The following is a 19,481-nucleotide window of genomic DNA, read 5'->3' as shown; positions in this document are numbered from 1 at the left end:
CTTATGCGGCCTCCTGGACCCAATTGCGTTTGTGGACAAGGGCTTCGGCGGTTTTCATCGCCGCAGACGTCATGATGTCGAGGTTGCCTGCATAGGCCGGCAGGTAGTGCGCCGCACCTTCGACTTCGAGGAAGATCGACACCTTCAGACCAGTGAATTTGCCGCCGCTTTCCGGGATGTTCAGCGGGTTGTTGTCACCGAAATGCTCGAACTGAATCTCCTGTTTCAGGCGATACCCCGGCACATAGGTTTTCACCTCTTCGACCATGTCGAGGATGGATTTGCGGATCGCGTCCTGATCTGCTTCTTCGCAGAGGCAATAGACCGTATCGCGCATGATCACCGGCGGCTCGGCCGGATTCAGGATGATGATCGCCTTGCCGCGTTTCGCGCCGCCCACGGCCTCAATGGCATGCGCGGTGGTTTCGGTGAATTCGTCAATGTTGGCGCGCGTGCCGGGGCCTGCTGATTTCGAAGACACAGAGGCCACGATTTCCCCGTAGATCACAGGAGAAACGCGATTGACCGCCGCGACCATCGGGATCGTCGCTTGGCCACCGCAGGTAACCATGTTGACGTTCATCTGGTCGAGGTTGGCGTCGAGGTTCACCGGGGGAATGGTGAACGGGCCGATGGCGGCAGGCGTCAGGTCGATCACCTGTTTGCCGTCTTTTTGCAGCACTTCGTTGTGATGCTTATGCGCCCCCGCCGAGGTGGCGTCGAACACGATGCGGATGTCCTTGTAGCAGGGCAGTTTCACCAAGCCGTCGATGCCTTCATGGGTGGTCGCCACTTTCAGACGCGCGGCACGGGCCAGACCGTCAGAGTTGGGGTCGATCCCGACCATGGCCGCCATTTCCAGCACTTTGGAGTTGCGCATGATCTTGATCATGAGATCGGTGCCGATATTGCCCGACCCGATGATCGCACATTTGATCTTTTCCATTGTCTTATTCCTTTGCGAAAGCAGCACGAACGGAACCCAGACCGTTGATCCGGGCCTCGAAGACATCGCCGGGTTCGGCGCTGACAAAGGGGCCAAGCGCCCCGGAGAGAATGACGTCGCCCGGTCCGAGCGGACGTCCGGCCTTGGCCATGGTCCGCGCCAGCCACAGCGACGCGTTGAGCGGCGAGCCCATGCAGGCAGCACCCGCACCGACGGACACCGGCTCGTTGTTGCGGGTCATCACCATGCCGCAGAGACGCGGATCGAAATCGCCGGGGCGTTTCGGGGTTTGGCCGAGGACATAGATCCCAGACGAGGCATTGTCGGCAATGGTGTCGGTGATGCGGATGTCCCAGTCCTTGACCCGCGATCCGACGATTTCGAGCGCTGGAACCACGTAGCCGATGGAAGCCATCAGATCGACCATGGTGATATGCCCGCCGGTCAGCGGAGCGGCGACGACATAGGCGATCTCCGCTTCGACCTTCGGCTGTTGCACCGCGGACATCGGAATCTCTTCGCCGTCCATGTATTCCATGTCGGCAAAGAGCATGCCGTAATCCGGCTGATCCACGCCGAGCTGTTTCTGCACTGCGACCGAGGTCAGCCCGATCTTGCGACCGGAGAGCACGCGCTCTTCGCCGCCCAGCCAACGCTTGGTGTTGATCTCCTGGACGGCATAGGCGGCGGCGACGTCGCCTTCGTCGAGCAAATCGCGGATCGGCGCGCCCGGCGTGCCGCTTTGCCAGGCCTGCCAAAGCTGATCTGCCGCCTTTTGGATATTCGCTTCGCTTGTCATTTACCTATCCTTCAGAGTTTCACGCAGACGTTGGTCAGTTCAGAATAGAACTCCAGACCATGCACTCCGCCTTCGCGCCCGATGCCCGAATGTTTCGAGCCGCCGAATGCCGTGCGCAGATCGCGCAGGAACCACGAGTTGACCCAAGCCAGACCCACGTCGATCTGACGCGCCACGCGATGCGCCTTGGTCAGGTTCTCGGTCCAGATCGCGGTCGCGAGACCGTATTTCGTATCGTTGGCCAGTTTGATCACCTCTTCTTCGGTGTCGAAAGGCGCGATGTGACACACCGGTCCGAAAATCTCTTCCTTGATACAGCGCGCATCTTCCGAGAGGCCGGTAAAGATCGTCGGTTCGACCCATGCGCCGCCTTTCAACTCGTCGGGCATCTCGGGTTCACCACCGCCGATCACGACCGTCGCGCCTTCTTCCACGGCGAGTTTGTAATAGGACATCACCTTGGATTTATGTTCCTGCGAAATCAGCGGACCCATGGAGGTTTCCGGGTCCTCGGATGGCCCGAGCTTCATCATCTCGACGCCTTGCTTGAGGCGGGAAACGAACTCGTCAAAAATCGGACGTTCGACATAGACCCGCTCCGTGCCGAGGCAGACCTGACCGCAGTTCGCAAAAGCCGAGCGCAGCGTGCCCTCGATCGCCTTGTCCATATCGCAATCGGCAAAGACGATCCCGGCGTTCTTGCCGCCGCATTCCATCGACACCTGACGCAGGCCCTTGGCGGCGGACTGCATGATGATCTCGCCGGTGCGGGTTTCACCGGTGAAGGTGATCGCATCGACATCCGGATGCGCGGTGAGATAAGCGCCCGCGCTGTCCGGGCCGAACCCATGCACCACGTTGAACACGCCTTTCGGGATGCCCACGGTGTTCATCACCTCGCCCAAAAGCGTGGTCGTGAGCGGCGTTTCCTCCGAGGGTTTCACGATCACCGTGTTGCCGGAGGCCAGTGCAGGACCGACTTTCCACGTCATCAGCAACAGCGGCAGGTTCCATGGGCTGATCACAGCGATCACCCCCTTGGGTTTGCGCACGCCATAGTTCACCGCACCGAACCCGTCGGGCGTGTCGAGCATGAAGCTTTCAGTGGGGACATTCTTCACCAGATCCGCGAAGATTTTGAAATTCGCCGCGCCGCGCGGGATGTCGACATGCGACGCCAGCCCTTTTGGCTTGCCGGTGTCGAGGATTTCCGCCTCCAGAAAATCGTCAAACCGGCGGTTGATCTCGTCGGCCACGGCATGGAGCATCTCGGCGCGATGGGCCATGGGCAGATAGCCCCATTCGCCGTGAAGTGCGGCGCGCGCGGCTTTCACAGCGGCGTCCACCTCCGGCTGGAGACCCTCATGCACGATGCCGATCTTCCTGCCGGTCACCGGCGAAATATTGTCGAAGGTTCTCCCCGACGTGCCGGGGGTGAATTCCCCGTTGATGAAATGCATCGCTTCTTGTGTGAAGGTCATTAGCCCGTCTCTCATTGTCTCATCCTTCCCTGTGCCCAAGCCCGATGGCGGCCAGCCCGGCCCTTGCACAGATGTCATCTTGTTCGGCCGAGGCACCGGACACGCCAATGCCGCCGATCAGCTCGTCTTCCACGCGGATCGGCACCCCGCCCGGAAAGGCCGCGATATTCGGCTGTCCGGTGATCCCCGAAAGCACGGCCGGTTCCCCGGACAGTGCTTGGTAAAGCTCACCGGACGGCAGGCCGAACCCCGCAGCCGTATAGGCCTTGTCCCGGGCAATCTGACCCGAGGGCAGAAAGGCCCCGTCCCCGCGCAAAAACGCAATTTCGCGCCCGCCTGCATCCACGACACTGGCGTTGACCGCCACGGCCAACTCTTCGGCGCGGGTCACGGCCGCGCGCACCGCCTCGAATGCGGCCATGGCGGTCAATCTGCGGCTGGGACGGGTCGCCTCCATGTCAGGTCACCACCGACAGGAAGGCGTCGTTCATCTGGCGCTCGTAGTAGAAAATCCCGCGGCCCACGTGATTGCCGTCCCAGACCCGCGTCGGGTGATCCTTGTAGGCGGTGTAGCCGCCACAGAAGACCTCGTTGCGGTTGCCCGACGGATCGAAGAAATAGATCGTCTGGCCGCGGGTGATGCCGTGGCGGGTCGGGCCGATGTCGCGGGAAATGTCGTAGCGCGTCATCACGTCGGCGGCGTGGCCGATGTCGTTCCAGTCTTCGAGGAAGAAGGCGACATGGTGCAGCTTGCCCGGCTCCGGGTGGTTCACAAAGGCGATGTCATGCGCCTTGTTCGACACGGTCATCCAGATCGCCAGCGTGCCATCCGGCAGGTCGACGCGCTCCGGGATGTGGAAATCGAGCACCTCGGTGAAGAACTTTTCCACCTCCGGCAGGTTCGGCCCGTAAAGCAGGCAATGGTCCAGCCGCTGGGCGCGCATGCCGCGCGGCTCGTCTTTCCAGACATAGGGATTGTGGGTCTCGGGCGCGGTCTCGGAGAGATCCATATCGGCATAGATGTCAATGCGATGGCCCGAGGGGATCATGAAGGAGATCCGTTTGCCGGTGCCCGGCATTTCGCCTTCTGCCACATCGGTCACGTCGACGCCGTACTCCTCAATCCGCTTGCGGAACCCGTCGACGGCCTCCTGCCCGTCGGCCTTGAAAGCGAAGAAGTCGATACCGGCGCTGTCGGCCTCGCGCAGCACGACCGAGTGGCGATGGAATTCGTCAAAGGCCTTCAGGTAGACGCGGCCATCGGCTTCCTGAGAGACGAAATCGAGACCGATCCGGTCGCGATAATGGGTGATGGCTTCGTCCATATCCAGCACTCGGAGCTGGATGATCCCTGGACGCAAAAGTCCTTCTTGAGACATAGGTTTTCCTCCTCTGACACCTATAAATTTGACGATCAGTCGCCGTTTTCGACCGGGCGGCGGGGGCCGAGACAGGCGGGTTCGAGTTCAAGGTCGCTGCGCGGCGAGATCCGGCAGGCCAGCGCATAGCCTTCGGCGGCCTCCTCCTCCGTGACATGGGTGCGGCTCGATTTCTCGGCCGTGTAACTCCCCTTGGTGACCTTCACGCGGCAGGCGCCACAGCCACCTTTGCGACACCCGACCCGCACCGGGCGCGGGTTGGGGAAATGGATTGTTTGTTCCATGGCCATCAGGACCTTCTGGTCCTCGGCGCACAGGATATCGGTCTCGCATCCTTTGATCCGGATGCTGTGCAGGGCCGAAAGCGGGCTTCCGTCTGGCATTGATGTCTCCTCCTCGGCGCGTCCTCCACACGCTTCGTGGTCTGGATCATGGTGAGAATTAATCGTTGCTGTCAAATAAAAACGATATTTTTTTCTCGATTGACAAGCGAACCCGGGATATCACCACATCACTCAGGCGGAATGTGACCACGGGAAAGCCCTTGCGATCTGGCCTGGAGGAGGAGGAGAACCATGGATTTTTCTTTGAATTACAACGAAAAGCGTCAGGGGCGTCCGATCTGTTGCGGCCCCTGGCGCAGGCTGTGCGCTCACGGGGGCGGCCAAATTGACGCAGGGCTTTCACGGCCTTTGTCTCAGGGTCTTTCACAGCACATCGGAGGTGGCCAATGACACAATCTGCTGGCCGTCTGATTCCGGGCACCCCGGCGCCCGCGCTGCGGTTCGATACATTCCGGCACGGTATTTGCGACATCGCAGAGGGTGCGCCTCCGGGCGGAACGCTTGTGGCGTTTCACCGCGGGTCGCATTGCAAATGGTCCCGGCTGCAACTCAAGGAGCTCGATGACCGGATCGGCGATTTCGCCATCCGGGGGGTGCGGGTCTTTGCCATCGGCTGTGAAACCCAGGCGGAAACCACCGCGCTTCAGGAAAAGATGCAGCTGATCCGCCTGCCGCTTGGCTATGGTCTCGATCCGAAAAGCCTCGCACGGGACTGGGGTCTCCATATCACCCGCAACAGCTCCGAAGAGGGGGCGCCGCCGATTCACATCGAACCGGCTCAGGTCTGGGTCAAGGCGGATGGCACCATCGGTCTCTCTACGGTTCAAAGCGGTCCCAGCCTCTGGCCCGACGCGACCAATCTGGTGCGGGCCATCGACAACACGATGAAATTCCCGGAACGCGGGCAAGGGTGATTTCGGGTCAGGGGGGGGGACGCCCCTCTGACGTGCGGTCTCCTCAGCGCGGCGAAAAGCTGATCTTCAGATCGAACGTGTAGCTCGGGCGGGTCAAGCTTGCGGGAGCGGGCTTGAACTGCCCGACGCTTTGCACCGCGCGCAGCGCCGCCTGATCGAGCAGACCATTGCCGGAGGAGCGCAGCACCGAAACGCCCGACAGCGCACCGTTACGCGCAACGGAGATTCGCAACAGGACGCTGCCCTGTGTGCCCCGCGCCTCCGAAGGGTAGCGTTTCTTGCGTTCGATGGCGGCGCGCAGAGAGCTGCCCCATTGGCTCAGGTCGCGCTGGGCCCGCCCCGGATCGACCGTCGCGGTTTGTGCTGTGCCTGCCACACCCTGCGCGCCCATTCCACCTGTCCCCGCAGCCTTCTGACCGGCGGACTCGACGGATTGCCGGCTTTTCGGGGGCGCGGACGCTTTGGGCGGCTCGGGGCGCGGCGGCTGTTCCGGGGCCTCAGGCGCGTCGAACGGCTCTGTCGCCACGGTCGGGGGGCTGAGGTTCACCGCCATTTTCGGCGCTTCGAGCGGCAGGGGCGTCATCGCCGCAAGCGTTGGGGCGCTCTCCGTCGGTACGGGCGTCTCTTGCGCCGGGGCCGTGGCTTGCACCTCCGGGGGCGCAAAATCGTCCCATGTTTCGACAAGGCTTTCGAGCGACGCCGAAGAGGCGCTCAGGCTGACAAGCTGGCTGCCGTCTTCGCCTTGCGACTGTTGCCCGCCGGGGTCGGGCGCCCAGCCGAGAAGTGCCGCATGCGCCGCGAGCGACAGGGTCAGAAAGCCGAGGATTTCCAACGCCCGGCTCATGGCTGTCCGCCCTCCGCTGTGCCACGGCCCACGGCCACCAGATTGACCTGCTCAAACCCTGCGGCGCCAAGCTCCGGCAAAAGCTCTGCGATCAGTCGCGCGGGCGCGCCCCGGTCGGCATGGAGCAGGAGCACAGGCGCGCAAGTGTCGCCGCCACAGTCCGTCAGGCTCTCAGAAAGCGCCGCCATAAGACTTTGCCGGTCCTCGAAGGCCACATCGAGATCGCGAAAAGCCAGACGACCGTCCGGGCCGAGATACAGCGAAAGATCGCCCTCGGCCTCCTGCGCATGGGCGACATCGGGCAGGTTTACGTCGATCGGCTCCGGCTGTTGCATCTCGCCTGCGATCAGAAAGAAGATCAGCAAGAGAAACACGACGTTGATCATCGGCAGAAGACCGACCGAAACGCGGCTTTTGGGGGGAGCGGCGAATTTCATGGCGCTACTCCATCACGATCAGCCGGGTGATCCCCGCGCCAGACAGGCGATCCACCACGTCGGCCAATTGCTGCAAATCGGCGTCATGCGTGCGCAGGATCACGGGGGAATCGGGCGCTGGCATCAAGGGCCGCAGCCAGCCCGACAGGTGCTCGGCAAAGACCGGTTCGCCGTTCAGGCCGATCTCGCCATTGGCATAGAGATCGACGACGCGCGGCGGCCCGTCCCAGCTTGCGGTGCCGTCTCCGCCCGCCGGGTAGAGCGGCAACACGTTTTGCGCCCCGAACCGCGACACCAGCATGAAGAACACCAGCAAAAGGAACACCACGTCGATCATCGGCGTGAGATCGGGACGGCGGGGTTTGCGCGGGTGCTCGAAGGTGAACATGATCAGCGCTCCGGTCGCGGGTCGCTCAACGGGACGAAGATGCGGGTGGCGATGTCTTCCATGTCATGGCGCAGCCCGTCGATTACCGTTTCGAACCATGTCAGCGCAACCTGCGCCGGGATCGCGACGGCCATGCCCGCTGCCGTGGTCAGCAGCGCCTCCCAGATGCCACCCGCCAATTGCGCGGGATCGGCGCGCGCGCCTGCGGCCTGAAGTGCCTGGAACGCGGCGATCATGCCGAGAACCGTGCCGAGAAGACCCAGAAGCGGCCCGATCGTGGCCGCGAGTTCCAGTCCGCGCAGCCCGGTCGCGGCCCGTTTCAAAAGCCCGCGGGCGAGGCGTTCGACCTCTTCGCGTGCCAACTCGTCCGGCAGATGTTCGGCGCCCTGCACCTCCATGGCACGATGCGCGAGCCGCGCCCGCAGGCTGCGGCGCCCCGCCAGACGGCTGCGGGCGGTCCCGGTCTCGCCCCGCTGCCAAAGCGTGACGGCTTCTTCGGTGTGGCGCCCGCCCGACCAGATGCCGGAGCGCAAGAGGTCCCAGGCCTTCCATAGAATCAGCGCCAGAGTGGCCACCGACAGGGCGGCAATGGCCCAGATCGCGGGGCCGCCGGAAATCAGGAAATCGAGAGTGTCAGAGGGCATCGAAGCCTCCCTTCGCATGAGAAAACGGGCGCACCCCGAAGAGGCGCGCCCGACAGGATCAGAATTGCACCTGCATCGTCAGGTAGATGTTCCGGCCCGGCTCGTTCATCGTCCCGGTCGACTCGCCCAATACGGTTTCCCGGTTCAGGTGATTGGCGTAGGCCTTGTCGAAGACGTTATCGATGCCGCCCATCAACCGGACATTCTCGGCGATCTCATAGCTGCCGAACAGGTCGAGCGTGGCATAGCCGGGCGTCTCGCCGGAATCGAGCACCGGGTCGATCCGGTCCTGCCCCAGAGCCCAGTTCACCCGCGCCCCCGCCTGCCAGAGATCGGCACCGTAAGTGGCGCTCAGCGATCCCATCAGCGGCGGGATCTGGCCCAGCGGTTTGTCGTCGCTCTCGTTCTCGCCATAGGTGTAGGTCATGTCGCCCGCGAAGGTCCAGGCGCCCGAGGTGACATGCCCGCCCAGTTCGACCCCTGCGATCAGCGCCGAGACATTGTCATAGGAGGTCACCGTGCCGACGGTCTGGCGCAGGATGTAATCGTCCACCTTGTCGACATAGGCCGTGGCGTTGAAACTCCAGTCGGTCTTGGCGATCTCGACGCCGAGATCGAACTGGGTGTGTTTCTCAGGTGCGATTTCCGGGTTCCCGGCCCAGATCGAGGTGCCGACCTGACGCGCCATGGCACGCTCGTTGGCATCCGCCGTGCGCACCGAACGCGACAGTCCGGTAAACAGTATGGTCTCCGCATCGAGCCGATGTTCGAACCGCACCAGCCCGCCGAAATTGTCCTCCGTCACCGCGCCGTCATAGGTCACGCCGTAGACGGTGTTGTAAACGTCGTTCGGGGTGGCGGCACCGGGATAGGTGGCATTGCCATCCGCGTCACCGATGGTCGAGCGCACATGATCGTAGCGCAGCCCGAATTTCAGCGTGTTGACCTCGGAAAGCTTGGTCTCGGTCTCTGCATAAAGCCCGGTCTGGGCGATGGTCACATCCGGCCACATCAGGGCGACAACCGTGCTCGGGTTTTCCGCCTCGATAGCCGGGATCATGCCGCGATAGGCATAGGCGACACGGTTGTTCGACTGGTAATCGACACCGATTTTCACCGTGGTCGCCCCGAAATCGAACTGGCCTTCGATCTTGCCGCCCATCGTGTCCGAGGTGGTCGGCACGCGCATGCCCATCGGCATCATGTTGGGACGCAGCGAATAGTTGTCCATGACGTGATCGACATTGCTGCTGTAGAGCACGCCTTCGATGCGGGTCAAAACGCCCATGTCGACATCCGTGCCGCCGCGCAGCCGGTAGGTCATGGTCTCGGAGCTCGGGCTGTCCATGCCCGCACCGCCGAACAGCGTGTCGAGCGCCTCGTCCTTTTCGATGTCGAGCGCAAGCTCGGTGCCATCGACGGCATAGCCAAGGGTCAGTCCGGCGCTTTTCTGAGTGAAGGCGCTGCGCACCTCATCGCCATTGCCGTCGTCGTAATTGTCGGCCTCTTTGCGTTCGCCCGAAAGCTCCGCATAGAACCCGTGGCCCAGATCGGCCGAGACCGTTCCGGCAATCGAGCGCCCGTTGCCATTGCTGTTAGCGCCCAGGATCAGATCGCCGGAGAGCGGCTTGCCCTCTTCGAATTCGGGCGCGTTGCGTTCGAGCCGCACCGTGCCGCCGGAGCCGCCCGGGCCGCTCGTCACGCTGGCATAGCCGCGTTCGACGATGACCTCGTCGGCGCGATAAAACGATGCCATAGCGCTCGGCGGGTCCATACGGTTCGGACAACCGCCATAGGTGAAGCTGCCCGCGTCGATGACGTTGAGCTGGTTCTTCTGCATGCCGCGGATGATGATGTCGATGCCGTGGCCGCCCATGCGGCTGCCGGAAACGCCCGGCACGGAGGACAGAAGCGCCCCGCCATCGAGACCGGCAGGCACCGGCAAAAGAGCGGGGTCGAAAGCGTAGCTTTGCGCACCCTGGGTGACGGGCTGCTGATCCTCGACGGAGATCGGATCGAGCACGAGGTCCGCGTCCTGGGCATAGGCCAGCGTGGAAATGGTGCTCAGCAAAAGTGCGGTCGCGCCAAGGCGCACCGTGTGAAAGGTGGTCATATCTGTGTCCCTCTGGGATTTATGAATGTGTCAGATCGTTCCGGGACGGGATGTTCCGATCCCGGTCCCAAGGCCGTTTCGGGCCATGTGAAAGCTCAGACAATCCGAGGGGGCGCGCGCGTCGAGCGGCTGAAATCGCGCTGGGCGATGTAGATTTGATGCGTGTCCGTGGGCGCAATCTCGGCCTTGTGGAGCCGACCTGCCGCTTCGGGCAAAAGAATTTCGGCAACCAGAAAAGCCGCGCCGACCACACAATAGGGGCAGTCGGCCCCCTGCGATCCGTCGCCGCTGGGAACTTCGCGGACCGTCCCGGTGGCGGTGTCGAAAACGAGGGTCGTGTTGTCGCCGGGCGTGCCGCAAAGCTGGAGCAAGACCTCGGTTTCTGACAGGGTGACGTCGCTTCGGGCATCGGGGCCGAAGGCGATGGAAACCTGAACCGCCAGAAGCGCAGCGAGACACATGGCCCAGAAGCCACGCAAAACCCGCATATTCAAGAAACCGTCCCCCATGACATTCGTATGTTCGGAAGTCTGAACATTTGCAACTGTGAATTTGTTGCGCAGCTTGCGCGCCTGCCTGCGCACTTATCGCGCGAGGCTGGCGGCAATCTGCCCGGCGAGCTGATCCACCGCGCGCCCTGAAGCCGCCGCGATCCCCGCAGGCGTGTCGGAGGCCAGAGGCACGGCGATGGCAAAGGGCACGATGCGTTCGCGCACCACCTGATCGAAGGAGGATACAGCGAACTGCCCCGCGAGATGCAGCTTGCCATCGGCACGGCTGGCCATTTGCGAGACGCGCACATCGACCTCGACCTGCGCCGGACGCGCCAGTGGCCAGGGCTCGGCGGCGACCTGTGCGGTCGTGGTTGCGCTGAGCCGGTCGGCGATCTGCTGGGTCATGGCGCGGGCCGGCGTGTCGGCCCAAAGCGCACCTTCGATCGGGGTCAGCGCCCCGTCCGCGCCTTCGCGCAGGAGCAGTTCGTCATTGGCATAGGCAGGAAGCGTGACCTGACGGATTTCCAGCGTCGTCACCCGAAGCGACACGCGCGAGACCTCCGTCGCGGGTGCGCTGGCCATCAGGTAACGCGGATCGGTGTCGCCACAGGCGGCGAGGCTCAGAAGCAGAAGGGGCAAAAGACGTGTCATGGCTTACCGTCCAAACAAGAGGGAATTGGGATTGCGCTCAAGCGTCCGCGCAAGGCTCGAAAGTGCCTCTGCCGCCGAGCGCAGCTCGCGCAGAGTATCAAGCGTATCGCGGTTGAAGCGGGAATTCTGACCGTAGCCTGCCAGAACTCCTTCGGCCTCGCTCACCAGCCCGTCGATCCGCTCCGCGATCTGGGGCAGATCGGCGACGGCGGCCTCGACCGCCTCGGCGGCGCTGCGGGCGGAGGCCAGTGTGGCGTTGGTGTTTTCCACCGCACCGCCTTCGCGCAACTCGGCCAGGGCCGTGCGTGCCTCATCGAGTGCGCCGGTCAGGCTTTCGGGCAGTTTGCGCGTGCTGTCCTGATCTATGAGCTTGTCGGCCCCGTCCAGAAGCTGCGTCGCCATGGTCAAGAATTGCTCAAGTTCAAGCGTATTGGCCTTTTCCGTCAACTGGTTGAGCCCGTCGATCAGATCGGGGACACCGGCGATTTTCTCATCGAAGGCCTCGGCCACCTCGGTCACGGAGGTGGCGGCCTCGGAGGCGTCTTCCAGTGCGGTGACCAGTTTGGCCACGGCTTCGGCCGTGCGCAGATCCTCGGCGATGCCGCGCAGTTCTGCCACCGCCTGACGCAGTTCGCCGGGCAGGGCCTGCGCATCCGGGCCGCCGATCACGGCGCGGGCATCGTCCATCAGCCCGACAAAAGCGTCGGGCGCCGCGCGCAGGTTTTCGTCACCCGCAAGGCTCTCGACCGAGGCGAGCGTGGCAATGGCCTGTTCCATCAGCTCCTCGACCGGCAGGTCGTTGACCCGTTTCATCAGCCCCTCGGCGGTCGCGCCGGGATCGGGCAGGTCGGAGGCGACGGAGGGCAAAAGCGGCGCGGTGATCGCGAAGACGCCGAGCGTTGCGGGATCGGCATCGGGCAGCTCCGCAAGCTCCACCGCCAGAGACCGGCTGAAGATGCTTTGCGAAATCAGCCGTGCGCGCAGCCCATCCTTCACGGCGCCTGCGAAAAACGCGATGGTCTGGGCCGGCGGTGTGTCGGGGGCGAGGCCGAGACGGCTCGGGTCGATGGAAATCGTGGCGCGCAGCACGACGATCTGGCCCTCAGGTCCGTCCTCGATGAAAGCGCCAAGGGTCGACACCGCACCGATCTTCACCCCCTTATAGACGACGGGGGAGCCGACGGTCAGCCCGGCGACGGATTGCTCGAACTCGACCGTCAGATCGACCGGGTTCTCGATCGCCTCCTTGAAAACGCTGGAACGCGCCTCTTCCTCGTTCTCGTAGAGATCGAAAATCTGCCCTTGGCCGATGGGCTGGCCGCCAGAGAACACGGTGTCAAAAGACAGCCCGCCCCGCAGAAGACCGGCAACCGACCCGACCGATAGGTTCAGCCCGCCAGGTCCGATGTTCACCGAAAACCCGGAGGTCTGCCAGAATCGTGTCGCCGAGGTCAGGCGCTTGTCATGCGGCGCGTTGATGAAGGCGTCGACGACCACGCCCGTGCCGCTTTCCAGCAGGCGCGGGGCCTCGATCTTGCCGACTTCGATGCCCTGATAATAGATCGGCGCCCCGGCGGTAAGCTGGCCGCCATCGGCGGTGCGCAGGGTGACTTTCGTGCCCTTCATACCCGGAAGCACCAGCGGCGGCGTGTCGAGACCGGTGAACTGCGTGACGCCGCTTTCCGCCGCATTCGGGTCGAAGGCCGCCTGGATATAGACGCCCGAGAGGACGGTCGAGAGGCCGGAAATGCCACTGGCGGAGACCTCCGGGCGCACGACCCAGAATTCCGCATCCGCAGGCAGCGCCTTGGCTACGGCCCGGTCGATCCGGGCGCGCACCAGAACGGAGGTGAGATCGGCGGAAAACGACACGCTCTCGACCACGCCGACATCGACATCGCGGTAACGGATCATGGTCTCGTCGGCGGTCACGCCTGCGGCATTCTCGAACAGGATCTCGATCGGCTGTCCGCGCGCGGCCCAGCTTTGCCACGCGATGAACAGCGTGACGGCCAGCGCCGCGAGAGGCACCAGCCAGACAACGGACAGATTGCGCCAAAACGACTGTTTCGGACCTTCGATCAGAGGCTCTGCGATCTGTGGCTCATCCAAGGGAGCGCTCCTTTTCCATTTGTTCGGCCTCTTTCCCCGCATCCCAGATCAGCCTTGAATCAAAACTCAGGGCCGCCAGCATGGTGAAGGCCACCGACAGCGCAAAGCTTACTGCCGCGATCCCCGGCGAGATCGTGGCAGCAAAATCCAGCCGCACCAGAGACGACAGGATCGCCACCACGAATACGTCGATCATGGACCAGCGGCCAATGAATTCAACCACCTCGAAGAGGATATGCCGCCGGTGTGCCGAAAGTCGCACGCGGTGGCTGACGCTGAGCGCGAGATAGGCGATGGCGATGAACTTGGCGACCGGAATGACGATGGAGGCGACGAAGACGATCAGCGCCACCGCGACATCGCCATGGCGCATCAGTTCGATCACCCCGCCGAGGATGGTGTTTTCCAGCGTCTTGCCCAGTGAGGCGGTGCGCAGCATCGGATAGAGATTGGCAGGAATATAAACAACGAGCCCGGCGATCCACCACGCCCAGACCCGTTGCAGAGAGGCTTCGCTGCGTGGCGACAGATGCGCACCGCACCGGGTACAGACCCGCGTGCCAAGCGGGTGCACGCGCCCGCAATGGGTACAGCCGATCAGCCCCGCCTCGCGCGCGGTTACGATTTGCGTCGGGCGTCCAGCGTTTTCCAAACCGTCACTCTGCTCATGAAATTGTCTTTCAGCACCGTCACGATCACCAGCGCGACGAAGGCCCAGAACGCCGGGCCGATGGAAATATGCGCAAGCCCCGCCACCTTGACCAGGGCGACCGCGACGCCGACGACGAACACCTCCGCCATGGCCCAGGGCCTGAGCGCTTCGGCGAGGCGGAACACCGGGGCGGCATATCTTGCGGGGCGCCATCCGAAGGCCATCGGCCCGAGCACATACAAGAGTGCGAGAAACCGCGTCACCGGCAAAACCACGATCAGCGCCGCCATGGCGAGCGTCAAAGGCGCGGTCAGCCCGGTCGAAAACGCCATCACCGTATCCAGAAGCGAACTGCGCCGCACCATACCGGCGGCGCCCAGCTCCAGAAAGGGAAAGAAGATCGCCGCGATCATCAGGATCAGCGCCGCCAGAGCCAGCATGATGATCCGCGTCATCGCCAATGCCCGTGGCGCCTCGATCACCGCATGACAGCGCGGGCAGCGCAGCGTTTCACCAAGCGCCACGTCCCGGTCATGCATCAGCGCGTCGCAGGACGGGCAGGCGATCACATCGTCGGGCAGGGGAAGCACGGGCACAACACTCATGCGGACAGTGTATCGACCCTTGTCGGGAACGGGAAGGGGATCGGAAAACCGGAAAGACGTGCAAAACGGAAACGCGCGCCCGGAGGGCCGGACGCGCGTGCTTTTGTGCGTGGATGTATTTGGGGGGATTAAACAGGCATCTTCGCCAGCGCGTCGATGAAGAACGGACGGAAGCCGTCCGGGTGTTCGCTCATCGGGAAGTGGCCGAGCTCTTCCATCACCGTGCAGGTCGCGCCGGGAATGGCATCCGCCGTGCGCTGGGCATCCTCAGGCGTACAGGTCAGGTCGTAAGAGCCGACCAGAATATGCACCGGGGTTTTGCCCGTGTCGATTTGCGGCAGGCGCGGGATCAGGCTTTCGTCTTTCGTGTAGAAAGACAGATCGCCCCGGAACACCCCCGGCCCGGACTGCATGAACATCCAGAGCGTGTTCCACCGCTCGGCATTCGGCGCGTAGGGCGAGATGTTCGCCGACACCAGCGCTGCGCCCATCTCGCCGCCATGGGCGTCGGGACGGTGGAACCAGTCGATGTCGTACCAGGCCGGTTGGAAATCGGAGGCCTCGATGGCGATGAAGCCCGAGAATTTGTCTCCGTGAAGTGCGGCAAGTTGAAGCGCAATGCGCCCGCCCATGGAACAGCCCGCCAGAACCGGCGTCTCCAGTTCGAGTGCCTCGACGATGGCCAGAACCGTTTCGATATAGGCTTCGGTGGTCAGCAGGTATTCTTCGGTCTCGAACCCTTCCGGCGGCAGGGATTTGCCGTGCCACGGCAGATCGAAGGCGATCAGACGATTGTTCGCAGTCACCTCGGCATCGTTCATCAGGTGACGCCACTGGCGGGTGTCTGCGCCCGCGGTGTGCAGGCAGAGAACCGGGCGGCCCTGACCGGCCTCCTCGAAATAGATGCGGTGCGTACGACCGCTCAGGGTGACGGTCACATACCGGCCGACGATGGGATCGATCATGCTCATGCCGACACCTCCATATCCCGGCCAAGGGCAAGGAATTCTTTGAAAAAGCGCAGATTTTTGACGAGGACGAGGATGTCGCCATCGACCCGTGCCCGCCCGATCTTCACAAGGCCGAACACATCGTGAAAGCCGGCCTCGGGGATCGGTTGCCAGAACGCCTCGAGCGCCTCCGCATCGGTGCGCAGCGCAAACCGCCACGGCGTCTTGCGGCTCGGCCCGGGGGTCACATCGACCAGATGGCCTTTCTCGAAGGTGAGGTAATATTCGTCTTCGCCAAGTTGAATCAGAACCGTTTCGGAAAACAGCCGTCCCAATCTGAGAAGATGGGCGCGCGCCTCGAGGGCGGCTCCCATGGCGGTCCATTTGTCGAGCATTCCTGCATCATCCCGTGTCTGTGTCATTCGGAGAGACCATGCTTTCGCGGGCGGCATTCAGCAATGTCGAAAGGGGTATCTCCCGATACCCGGAGGCCGCCGCGCGCGCATGAGGCGCTGTCGAGACGTTCGGGTATTGACCGATACCGGGATGCGTATTGGAACGGGGCGTTCGCTCTGAAATCATCGACCCCAGCGTTGAAGACGGGTGTCTTCACCCGCAACATGAAATGCCGCGCCAGGCTTTGAGGAGGACCAAGATGCGCAATGTGACCATTGAGAATGTAACCGAGATCGTTCTGGGCTCGCTGGGGAAAAACGGGCCGATCACGCCCCGCAACCACGAGATCATGACCTGCCTGATCCGTCACCTGCACGACTTCTGCCGCGAAGCGAAGATCCAGCATCACGAGTTCCTCTATGCCTGTGATTTCCTCGCCCGCGCTGGTCAGATCACCGATGACAAACGTCAGGAATTCATCCTTCTGGGGGACATCCTTGGTGTCGAGGTGCTGGTCGACATGCTGACCCACCCGATCGAAGGGGATGAGAGCGAATCCACCGTGCTCGGCCCGTTCTACCGCGAAAACCCGCCGGTTCTGCCGAAAGGCGCCTCCACCGTTCAGAAACATTTCGACGACGAGGAAACCGTTTATTTCGAAGGCTATATCCGCGACGCCAATGGCAAGGGCATCGAAGGCGTGATGATGGACGTCTGGGAAGATGCGCCGAACGGCCTCTATGAGAACCACGACCCGGATCAGCCGGATTACAATCTGCGGGGTCGTTTCCTGACCGATGCCGAGGGCCACTATGCCTTCCGCGCCGTGCGTCCGGTGCCCTATCCGATCCCGTCGGATGAAACCGCAGGCGAACTGATCCGCGCCATGGGCCACCACCCGAACCGTCCGGGTCATATGCACTTCATGATCTCGAAAGACGGTTATCGCAGCCTCGTCAGCCAGATTTTCGACAGCTCCAGTGACTTCCTCGAAAAAGACAGCGTCTTCGCCGTCAAGGAAAGCCTCGTGGCTGAGTTCCGTCCGGCCGGTGACGAATACGACACCGATCTCTATGTCCGTTTCGATTTCGTTATGAAAGCGGCGGAAGCAGCGGCTCTGGCTGCGGAATAATTCGCGTAAATCCGCAAAGAGACTGTGACAGAATGACAAGCCCCCGCCGATGCGCGGGGGCTTTCGCTTATCCGCAAAACCGGGTTTCATACCCGGGGCCTAAGGGGAGGAACGGGCGTGGATATCCGGCAGATGAAATATTTCGTGGCGGTCGCCGAGGAGTTGCATTTCGGACGTGCCGCCGAACGGCTCGACATGGCGCAGCCGCCGCTCAGCCGTCAGATCAAACAGATCGAGACGGAGATCGGCGTTCTGCTGTTCAACCGGGGGCGCAATGCGATCACGCTCACACAGGCCGGCGAGCAGCTCTACAAGCGTGTGATCGCCATTCTGGCCCAGATCGACGATGCCATCCTTGAGGCGCGTCGCATCGGGCAAGGCGCCGAGGGGCGGCTGCGTCTGGGCTTTGTCGGCTCCTCGACCTACGGGCTTTTGCCGACCATCGTGAAATCCTACCGGGCTCATTACCCGGAGGTGAATCTCGGTCTTTTCCCGATGAACAACGCCCGCCTGCACCGCGCTCTGGTGCGTCGTGAGATCGACGTGGCCTTTGCCCGCCCGGCGCTGGCCGATTCGGAGTTCCAGACCCGGTTTCTGACCGAAGAGGCCTTGCTCGCCGCCGTGCCCGACATGTTCCAGCCGGGGCCGGGGGATCGTTTCGATCCCGCCAGTGCTGAGGGGCAGAACATCATCCTCTATCCGGAATTCCCGCGACCGAGCTACGCCGATTTCGTGATATCCAATCTCGAAAGTAAGGGGTTCACCGGGTTCAAGCGGGTGTTCACCATGGATCTGCAAACGGCGCTGAGCCTTGTGGCCATCGGGGAGGGCGTCTGCATCGTCCCGGCCTCGGTCGCGACCGGCAAGCGTAACGGAATTCGTTTTCTCACGATCGAGCCCGAACTCGACAAGACGGCGCTCTCGGTGAGCCACCGTCTCGACGAACAAGGTGTGCATGTGAAGAATTTCATCCAGATCGCGCAAACCGTCGCGCGCAAGATGCTCTGAGCGGAGCGGGGGCGGGGCTTATGCCCCGACCGCCCGAAGCCCGCCCTGGATGCCGTCGCGATCGAACCGCGCGATCTTGTCCTCGTCCAGCGTCACGCCGATGCCCGGACCTTCCGGCAGATGCACTTCGAAATCGCTGTAGCGGAGCGGTGTGGCGAGGATTTCCTCGGCAAAGAGCAGCGGCCCGAACAATTCGCAGCCAAATGTCATCCGGTCCGCCGTGGCAAAGAGATGCAGCGCCGCCGCCGTGCCGACGCCGCTTTCCAGCATGGTGCCGCCATAAAGCCCGATCCCCGCCGCTTCGCCCATGGCGCAGACCTCGCGCGCGCGTTTCAGCCCGCCGGATTGCGCCACCTTGACGGCAAACACATCGGCTGCGCGGTCACAGGCATAGGCCATCGCCGACACCGGCCCGCTCAGCCCCTCGTCGGCCATCACCGCGATGCGATGCGCGGCGGTGAGTTCCGCCATGCCTGCCCGGTCGCTGCCGACAACAGGTTGCTCGGCCAGCGTACAGCCGATGTCCTCAAGCCCCGAAAGCCCCCAGCGCGCATCGTGCAGCGACCAGGCCTGGTTCACGTCGACCCGGATCTGACCGCGATCCCCGACGGCTTTGGCGATGGCTTCGACATGGGCGATGTCCTCGCGCACCGGGCGTTTGCCGATCTTCAGTTTGAAGATGTTGTGCCGCTTGGTGTCGAGCATCTCATGGGCTTCGTCGATGTCTTTCGCCGAGACGCCGCTGGCCAAAGTCCAGGCACAGGGGATGGACGTCCGCACCGCACCGCCGAAGAGATCCGCCAGCGGCACGCCCTGACGTCGGGCCAACCCGTCCCAAAGCGCCATTTCCACGGCGGCCTTGGCGATGTTGTTGCCCTTCACGGCCATGTCCATGCGCTGGATTGCGGCGTTCACATTGTCCGCCGGCTGATCGGCCAGAACCGGCGCGATATAGGTGAGAATTGCGGAGCGAATGCTTTCCGGGCTTTCGACACCATAGCTCAGGCCCCCGATGGAGGTGCCTTCGCCGATGCCCTCGGAACCGTCCGAGAACCGGATGCGGACCAGTACGAAGGACTGGGCCAGCATCGTGGTCATCGCCAGAACGTGCCCGCGAATGGTGGGCACGTCGATAATTTTCGCTTCAATCTGTTCGATCCGGGTCAAGGTCTTGGCTTTCATGTCTGATTTG

22 protein-coding genes are annotated in these 19,481 nt (G+C 63.0%); 3 read left to right on the top strand and 19 right to left on the bottom strand.

Translation table 11 applies throughout. The features are described from left to right. Nucleotide 1 precedes the first annotated feature (1 nt). Genes CEW89_RS11445 through CEW89_RS11420 form a run of 6 tightly spaced genes read right to left on the bottom strand, consistent with a single transcriptional unit; the run spans nucleotide 2 to nucleotide 4,988 of the window. On the bottom strand, nucleotides 2–946 hold the full coding sequence (locus CEW89_RS11445; RefSeq protein ID WP_096805990.1) for an acetaldehyde dehydrogenase (acetylating): 945 nt from the start codon (nucleotides 944–946) through the stop codon (nucleotides 2–4). 4 nt (nucleotides 947–950) lie between these two features. Further along, a complete protein-coding gene (locus CEW89_RS11440) occupies nucleotides 951–1,745 on the bottom strand; it encodes a 2-keto-4-pentenoate hydratase (RefSeq protein WP_096805989.1) in 795 nt (264 codons plus the stop codon). An 11-nt stretch (nucleotides 1,746–1,756) separates the two neighbouring features. Beyond that, nucleotides 1,757–3,226 (bottom strand): 2-hydroxymuconic semialdehyde dehydrogenase, encoded by a 1,470-nt coding sequence (locus tag CEW89_RS11435; RefSeq protein WP_096805988.1) that lies wholly within the window; start codon nucleotides 3,224–3,226, stop codon nucleotides 1,757–1,759. 19 nt (nucleotides 3,227–3,245) lie between these two features. Next, nucleotides 3,246–3,683 (bottom strand): GlcG/HbpS family heme-binding protein, encoded by a 438-nt coding sequence (locus CEW89_RS11430; protein ID WP_066702316.1) that lies wholly within the window; start codon nucleotides 3,681–3,683, stop codon nucleotides 3,246–3,248. 1 nt (nucleotide 3,684) lies between these two features. Further along, nucleotides 3,685–4,605: a catechol 2,3-dioxygenase gene (locus CEW89_RS11425; protein WP_096805987.1), complete on the bottom strand. Its 921-nt coding sequence runs from the start codon at nucleotides 4,603–4,605 to the stop codon at nucleotides 3,685–3,687. A gap of 35 nt (nucleotides 4,606–4,640) precedes the next feature. After that, the gene (locus CEW89_RS11420; protein WP_096805986.1) at nucleotides 4,641–4,988 is read right to left on the bottom strand and encodes a 2Fe-2S iron-sulfur cluster-binding protein; all 348 of its coding nucleotides are present in this window, start codon (nucleotides 4,986–4,988) and stop codon (nucleotides 4,641–4,643) included. A 347-nt stretch (nucleotides 4,989–5,335) separates the two neighbouring features. Here CEW89_RS11420 and CEW89_RS11415 point away from each other — a divergent pair, with 347 nt between their 5' ends. Beyond that, complete coding sequence (locus CEW89_RS11415; RefSeq protein ID WP_096805985.1) at nucleotides 5,336–5,863, top strand: redoxin domain-containing protein; 528 nt, start codon at nucleotides 5,336–5,338, stop codon at nucleotides 5,861–5,863. Between the two features lie 43 nt (nucleotides 5,864–5,906). Here CEW89_RS11415 and CEW89_RS11410 read toward each other — a convergent pair whose 3' ends face one another. The 12 genes from CEW89_RS11410 to CEW89_RS11355 all read right to left on the bottom strand — a co-directional run bounded on the left by CEW89_RS11410 (nucleotide 5,907) and on the right by CEW89_RS11355 (nucleotide 16,175). Next, nucleotides 5,907–6,707: an energy transducer TonB gene (locus CEW89_RS11410; protein WP_096805984.1), complete on the bottom strand. Its 801-nt coding sequence runs from the start codon at nucleotides 6,705–6,707 to the stop codon at nucleotides 5,907–5,909. Then, a complete protein-coding gene (locus CEW89_RS11405) occupies nucleotides 6,704–7,144 on the bottom strand; it encodes an ExbD/TolR family protein (RefSeq protein ID WP_096805983.1) in 441 nt (146 codons plus the stop codon). The genes CEW89_RS11410 and CEW89_RS11405 overlap by 4 nt, the downstream gene beginning before the upstream one ends. Before the next feature lie 4 nt (nucleotides 7,145–7,148). Next, the gene (locus tag CEW89_RS11400) at nucleotides 7,149–7,532 is read right to left on the bottom strand and encodes an ExbD/TolR family protein (protein WP_198403411.1); all 384 of its coding nucleotides are present in this window, start codon (nucleotides 7,530–7,532) and stop codon (nucleotides 7,149–7,151) included. A gap of 2 nt (nucleotides 7,533–7,534) precedes the next feature. Beyond that, entirely contained in the window at nucleotides 7,535–8,176 is a 642-nt protein-coding gene (locus tag CEW89_RS11395) for a MotA/TolQ/ExbB proton channel family protein (protein WP_096805981.1), read from the bottom strand. 58 nt (nucleotides 8,177–8,234) lie between these two features. Continuing rightward, a complete protein-coding gene (locus CEW89_RS11390) occupies nucleotides 8,235–10,289 on the bottom strand; it encodes a TonB-dependent receptor domain-containing protein (RefSeq protein ID WP_096805980.1) in 2,055 nt (684 codons plus the stop codon). Nucleotides 10,290–10,384: 95 nt separating this feature from the next. Then, nucleotides 10,385–10,783, bottom strand: a complete 399-nt coding sequence (locus CEW89_RS11385; protein WP_157779826.1) for a DUF2946 family protein — start codon at nucleotides 10,781–10,783, stop codon at nucleotides 10,385–10,387. A gap of 90 nt (nucleotides 10,784–10,873) precedes the next feature. Continuing rightward, the gene (locus CEW89_RS11380; RefSeq protein ID WP_096805978.1) at nucleotides 10,874–11,434 is read right to left on the bottom strand and encodes a PqiC family protein; all 561 of its coding nucleotides are present in this window, start codon (nucleotides 11,432–11,434) and stop codon (nucleotides 10,874–10,876) included. Nucleotides 11,435–11,437: 3 nt separating this feature from the next. Further along, entirely contained in the window at nucleotides 11,438–13,546 is a 2,109-nt protein-coding gene (locus CEW89_RS11375) for an MlaD family protein (RefSeq protein WP_066702349.1), read from the bottom strand. After that, nucleotides 13,539–14,198 carry a paraquat-inducible protein A gene (locus tag CEW89_RS11370; RefSeq protein WP_066702351.1) on the bottom strand — a complete coding sequence of 220 codons (660 nt, stop codon included), beginning with the start codon at nucleotides 14,196–14,198 and terminating at the stop codon, nucleotides 13,539–13,541. The genes CEW89_RS11375 and CEW89_RS11370 overlap by 8 nt, the downstream gene beginning before the upstream one ends. Beyond that, a complete protein-coding gene (locus tag CEW89_RS11365; protein WP_066702353.1) occupies nucleotides 14,165–14,803 on the bottom strand; it encodes a paraquat-inducible protein A in 639 nt (212 codons plus the stop codon). The genes CEW89_RS11370 and CEW89_RS11365 overlap by 34 nt, the downstream gene beginning before the upstream one ends. A gap of 128 nt (nucleotides 14,804–14,931) precedes the next feature. After that, nucleotides 14,932–15,768 carry an alpha/beta fold hydrolase gene (locus CEW89_RS11360; protein ID WP_217565031.1) on the bottom strand — a complete coding sequence of 279 codons (837 nt, stop codon included), beginning with the start codon at nucleotides 15,766–15,768 and terminating at the stop codon, nucleotides 14,932–14,934. Between the two features lie 2 nt (nucleotides 15,769–15,770). Continuing rightward, on the bottom strand, nucleotides 15,771–16,175 hold the full coding sequence (locus CEW89_RS11355) for a hypothetical protein (RefSeq protein WP_244906049.1): 405 nt from the start codon (nucleotides 16,173–16,175) through the stop codon (nucleotides 15,771–15,773). A gap of 233 nt (nucleotides 16,176–16,408) precedes the next feature. Between CEW89_RS11355 and CEW89_RS11350 the strand changes: the two genes are divergently transcribed. Continuing rightward, on the top strand, nucleotides 16,409–17,281 hold the full coding sequence (locus CEW89_RS11350) for a dioxygenase family protein (RefSeq protein WP_096805975.1): 873 nt from the start codon (nucleotides 16,409–16,411) through the stop codon (nucleotides 17,279–17,281). 117 nt (nucleotides 17,282–17,398) lie between these two features. Continuing rightward, on the top strand, nucleotides 17,399–18,289 hold the full coding sequence (locus CEW89_RS11345; protein ID WP_096805974.1) for a LysR family transcriptional regulator: 891 nt from the start codon (nucleotides 17,399–17,401) through the stop codon (nucleotides 18,287–18,289). A gap of 18 nt (nucleotides 18,290–18,307) precedes the next feature. Here CEW89_RS11345 and CEW89_RS11340 read toward each other — a convergent pair whose 3' ends face one another. Beyond that, entirely contained in the window at nucleotides 18,308–19,471 is a 1,164-nt protein-coding gene (locus CEW89_RS11340; RefSeq protein ID WP_096805973.1) for a muconate cycloisomerase family protein, read from the bottom strand. Between the last annotated feature and the right edge of the window lie 10 nt (nucleotides 19,472–19,481).

Origin of the sequence: Celeribacter ethanolicus, assembly GCF_002407265.1 — a bacterium.
Lineage (GTDB): Bacteria > Pseudomonadota > Alphaproteobacteria > Rhodobacterales > Rhodobacteraceae > Celeribacter > Celeribacter ethanolicus.
This window is presented reverse-complemented; position numbering and strand designations above follow the sequence as displayed.

Excerpts from the sequence above, each read along its gene's own strand:
- CEW89_RS11445 (WP_096805990.1), bottom strand. The coding sequence starts at position 946 with ATGGAAAAGATCAAATGTGCGATCATCGGGTCGGGCAATATCGGCACC.
- CEW89_RS11440 (WP_096805989.1), bottom strand. The coding sequence starts at position 1,745 with ATGACAAGCGAAGCGAATATCCAAAAGGCGGCAGATCAGCTTTGGCAG.
- CEW89_RS11435 (WP_096805988.1), bottom strand. The coding sequence starts at position 3,226 with ATGACCTTCACACAAGAAGCGATGCATTTCATCAACGGGGAATTCACC.
- CEW89_RS11430 (WP_066702316.1), bottom strand. The coding sequence starts at position 3,683 with ATGGAGGCGACCCGTCCCAGCCGCAGATTGACCGCCATGGCCGCATTC.
- CEW89_RS11425 (WP_096805987.1), bottom strand. The coding sequence starts at position 4,605 with ATGTCTCAAGAAGGACTTTTGCGTCCAGGGATCATCCAGCTCCGAGTG.
- CEW89_RS11420 (WP_096805986.1), bottom strand. The coding sequence starts at position 4,988 with ATGCCAGACGGAAGCCCGCTTTCGGCCCTGCACAGCATCCGGATCAAA.
- CEW89_RS11415 (WP_096805985.1), top strand. The coding sequence starts at position 5,336 with ATGACACAATCTGCTGGCCGTCTGATTCCGGGCACCCCGGCGCCCGCG.
- CEW89_RS11410 (WP_096805984.1), bottom strand. The coding sequence starts at position 6,707 with ATGAGCCGGGCGTTGGAAATCCTCGGCTTTCTGACCCTGTCGCTCGCG.
- CEW89_RS11405 (WP_096805983.1), bottom strand. The coding sequence starts at position 7,144 with ATGAAATTCGCCGCTCCCCCCAAAAGCCGCGTTTCGGTCGGTCTTCTG.
- CEW89_RS11400 (WP_198403411.1), bottom strand. The coding sequence starts at position 7,532 with ATGTTCACCTTCGAGCACCCGCGCAAACCCCGCCGTCCCGATCTCACG.
- CEW89_RS11395 (WP_096805981.1), bottom strand. The coding sequence starts at position 8,176 with ATGCCCTCTGACACTCTCGATTTCCTGATTTCCGGCGGCCCCGCGATC.
- CEW89_RS11390 (WP_096805980.1), bottom strand. The coding sequence starts at position 10,289 with ATGACCACCTTTCACACGGTGCGCCTTGGCGCGACCGCACTTTTGCTG.
- CEW89_RS11380 (WP_096805978.1), bottom strand. The coding sequence starts at position 11,434 with ATGACACGTCTTTTGCCCCTTCTGCTTCTGAGCCTCGCCGCCTGTGGC.
- CEW89_RS11365 (WP_066702353.1), bottom strand. The coding sequence starts at position 14,803 with ATGAGTGTTGTGCCCGTGCTTCCCCTGCCCGACGATGTGATCGCCTGC.
- CEW89_RS11360 (WP_217565031.1), bottom strand. The coding sequence starts at position 15,768 with ATGATCGATCCCATCGTCGGCCGGTATGTGACCGTCACCCTGAGCGGT.
- CEW89_RS11355 (WP_244906049.1), bottom strand. The coding sequence starts at position 16,175 with ATGACACAGACACGGGATGATGCAGGAATGCTCGACAAATGGACCGCC.
- CEW89_RS11350 (WP_096805975.1), top strand. The coding sequence starts at position 16,409 with ATGCGCAATGTGACCATTGAGAATGTAACCGAGATCGTTCTGGGCTCG.
- CEW89_RS11340 (WP_096805973.1), bottom strand. The coding sequence starts at position 19,471 with ATGAAAGCCAAGACCTTGACCCGGATCGAACAGATTGAAGCGAAAATT.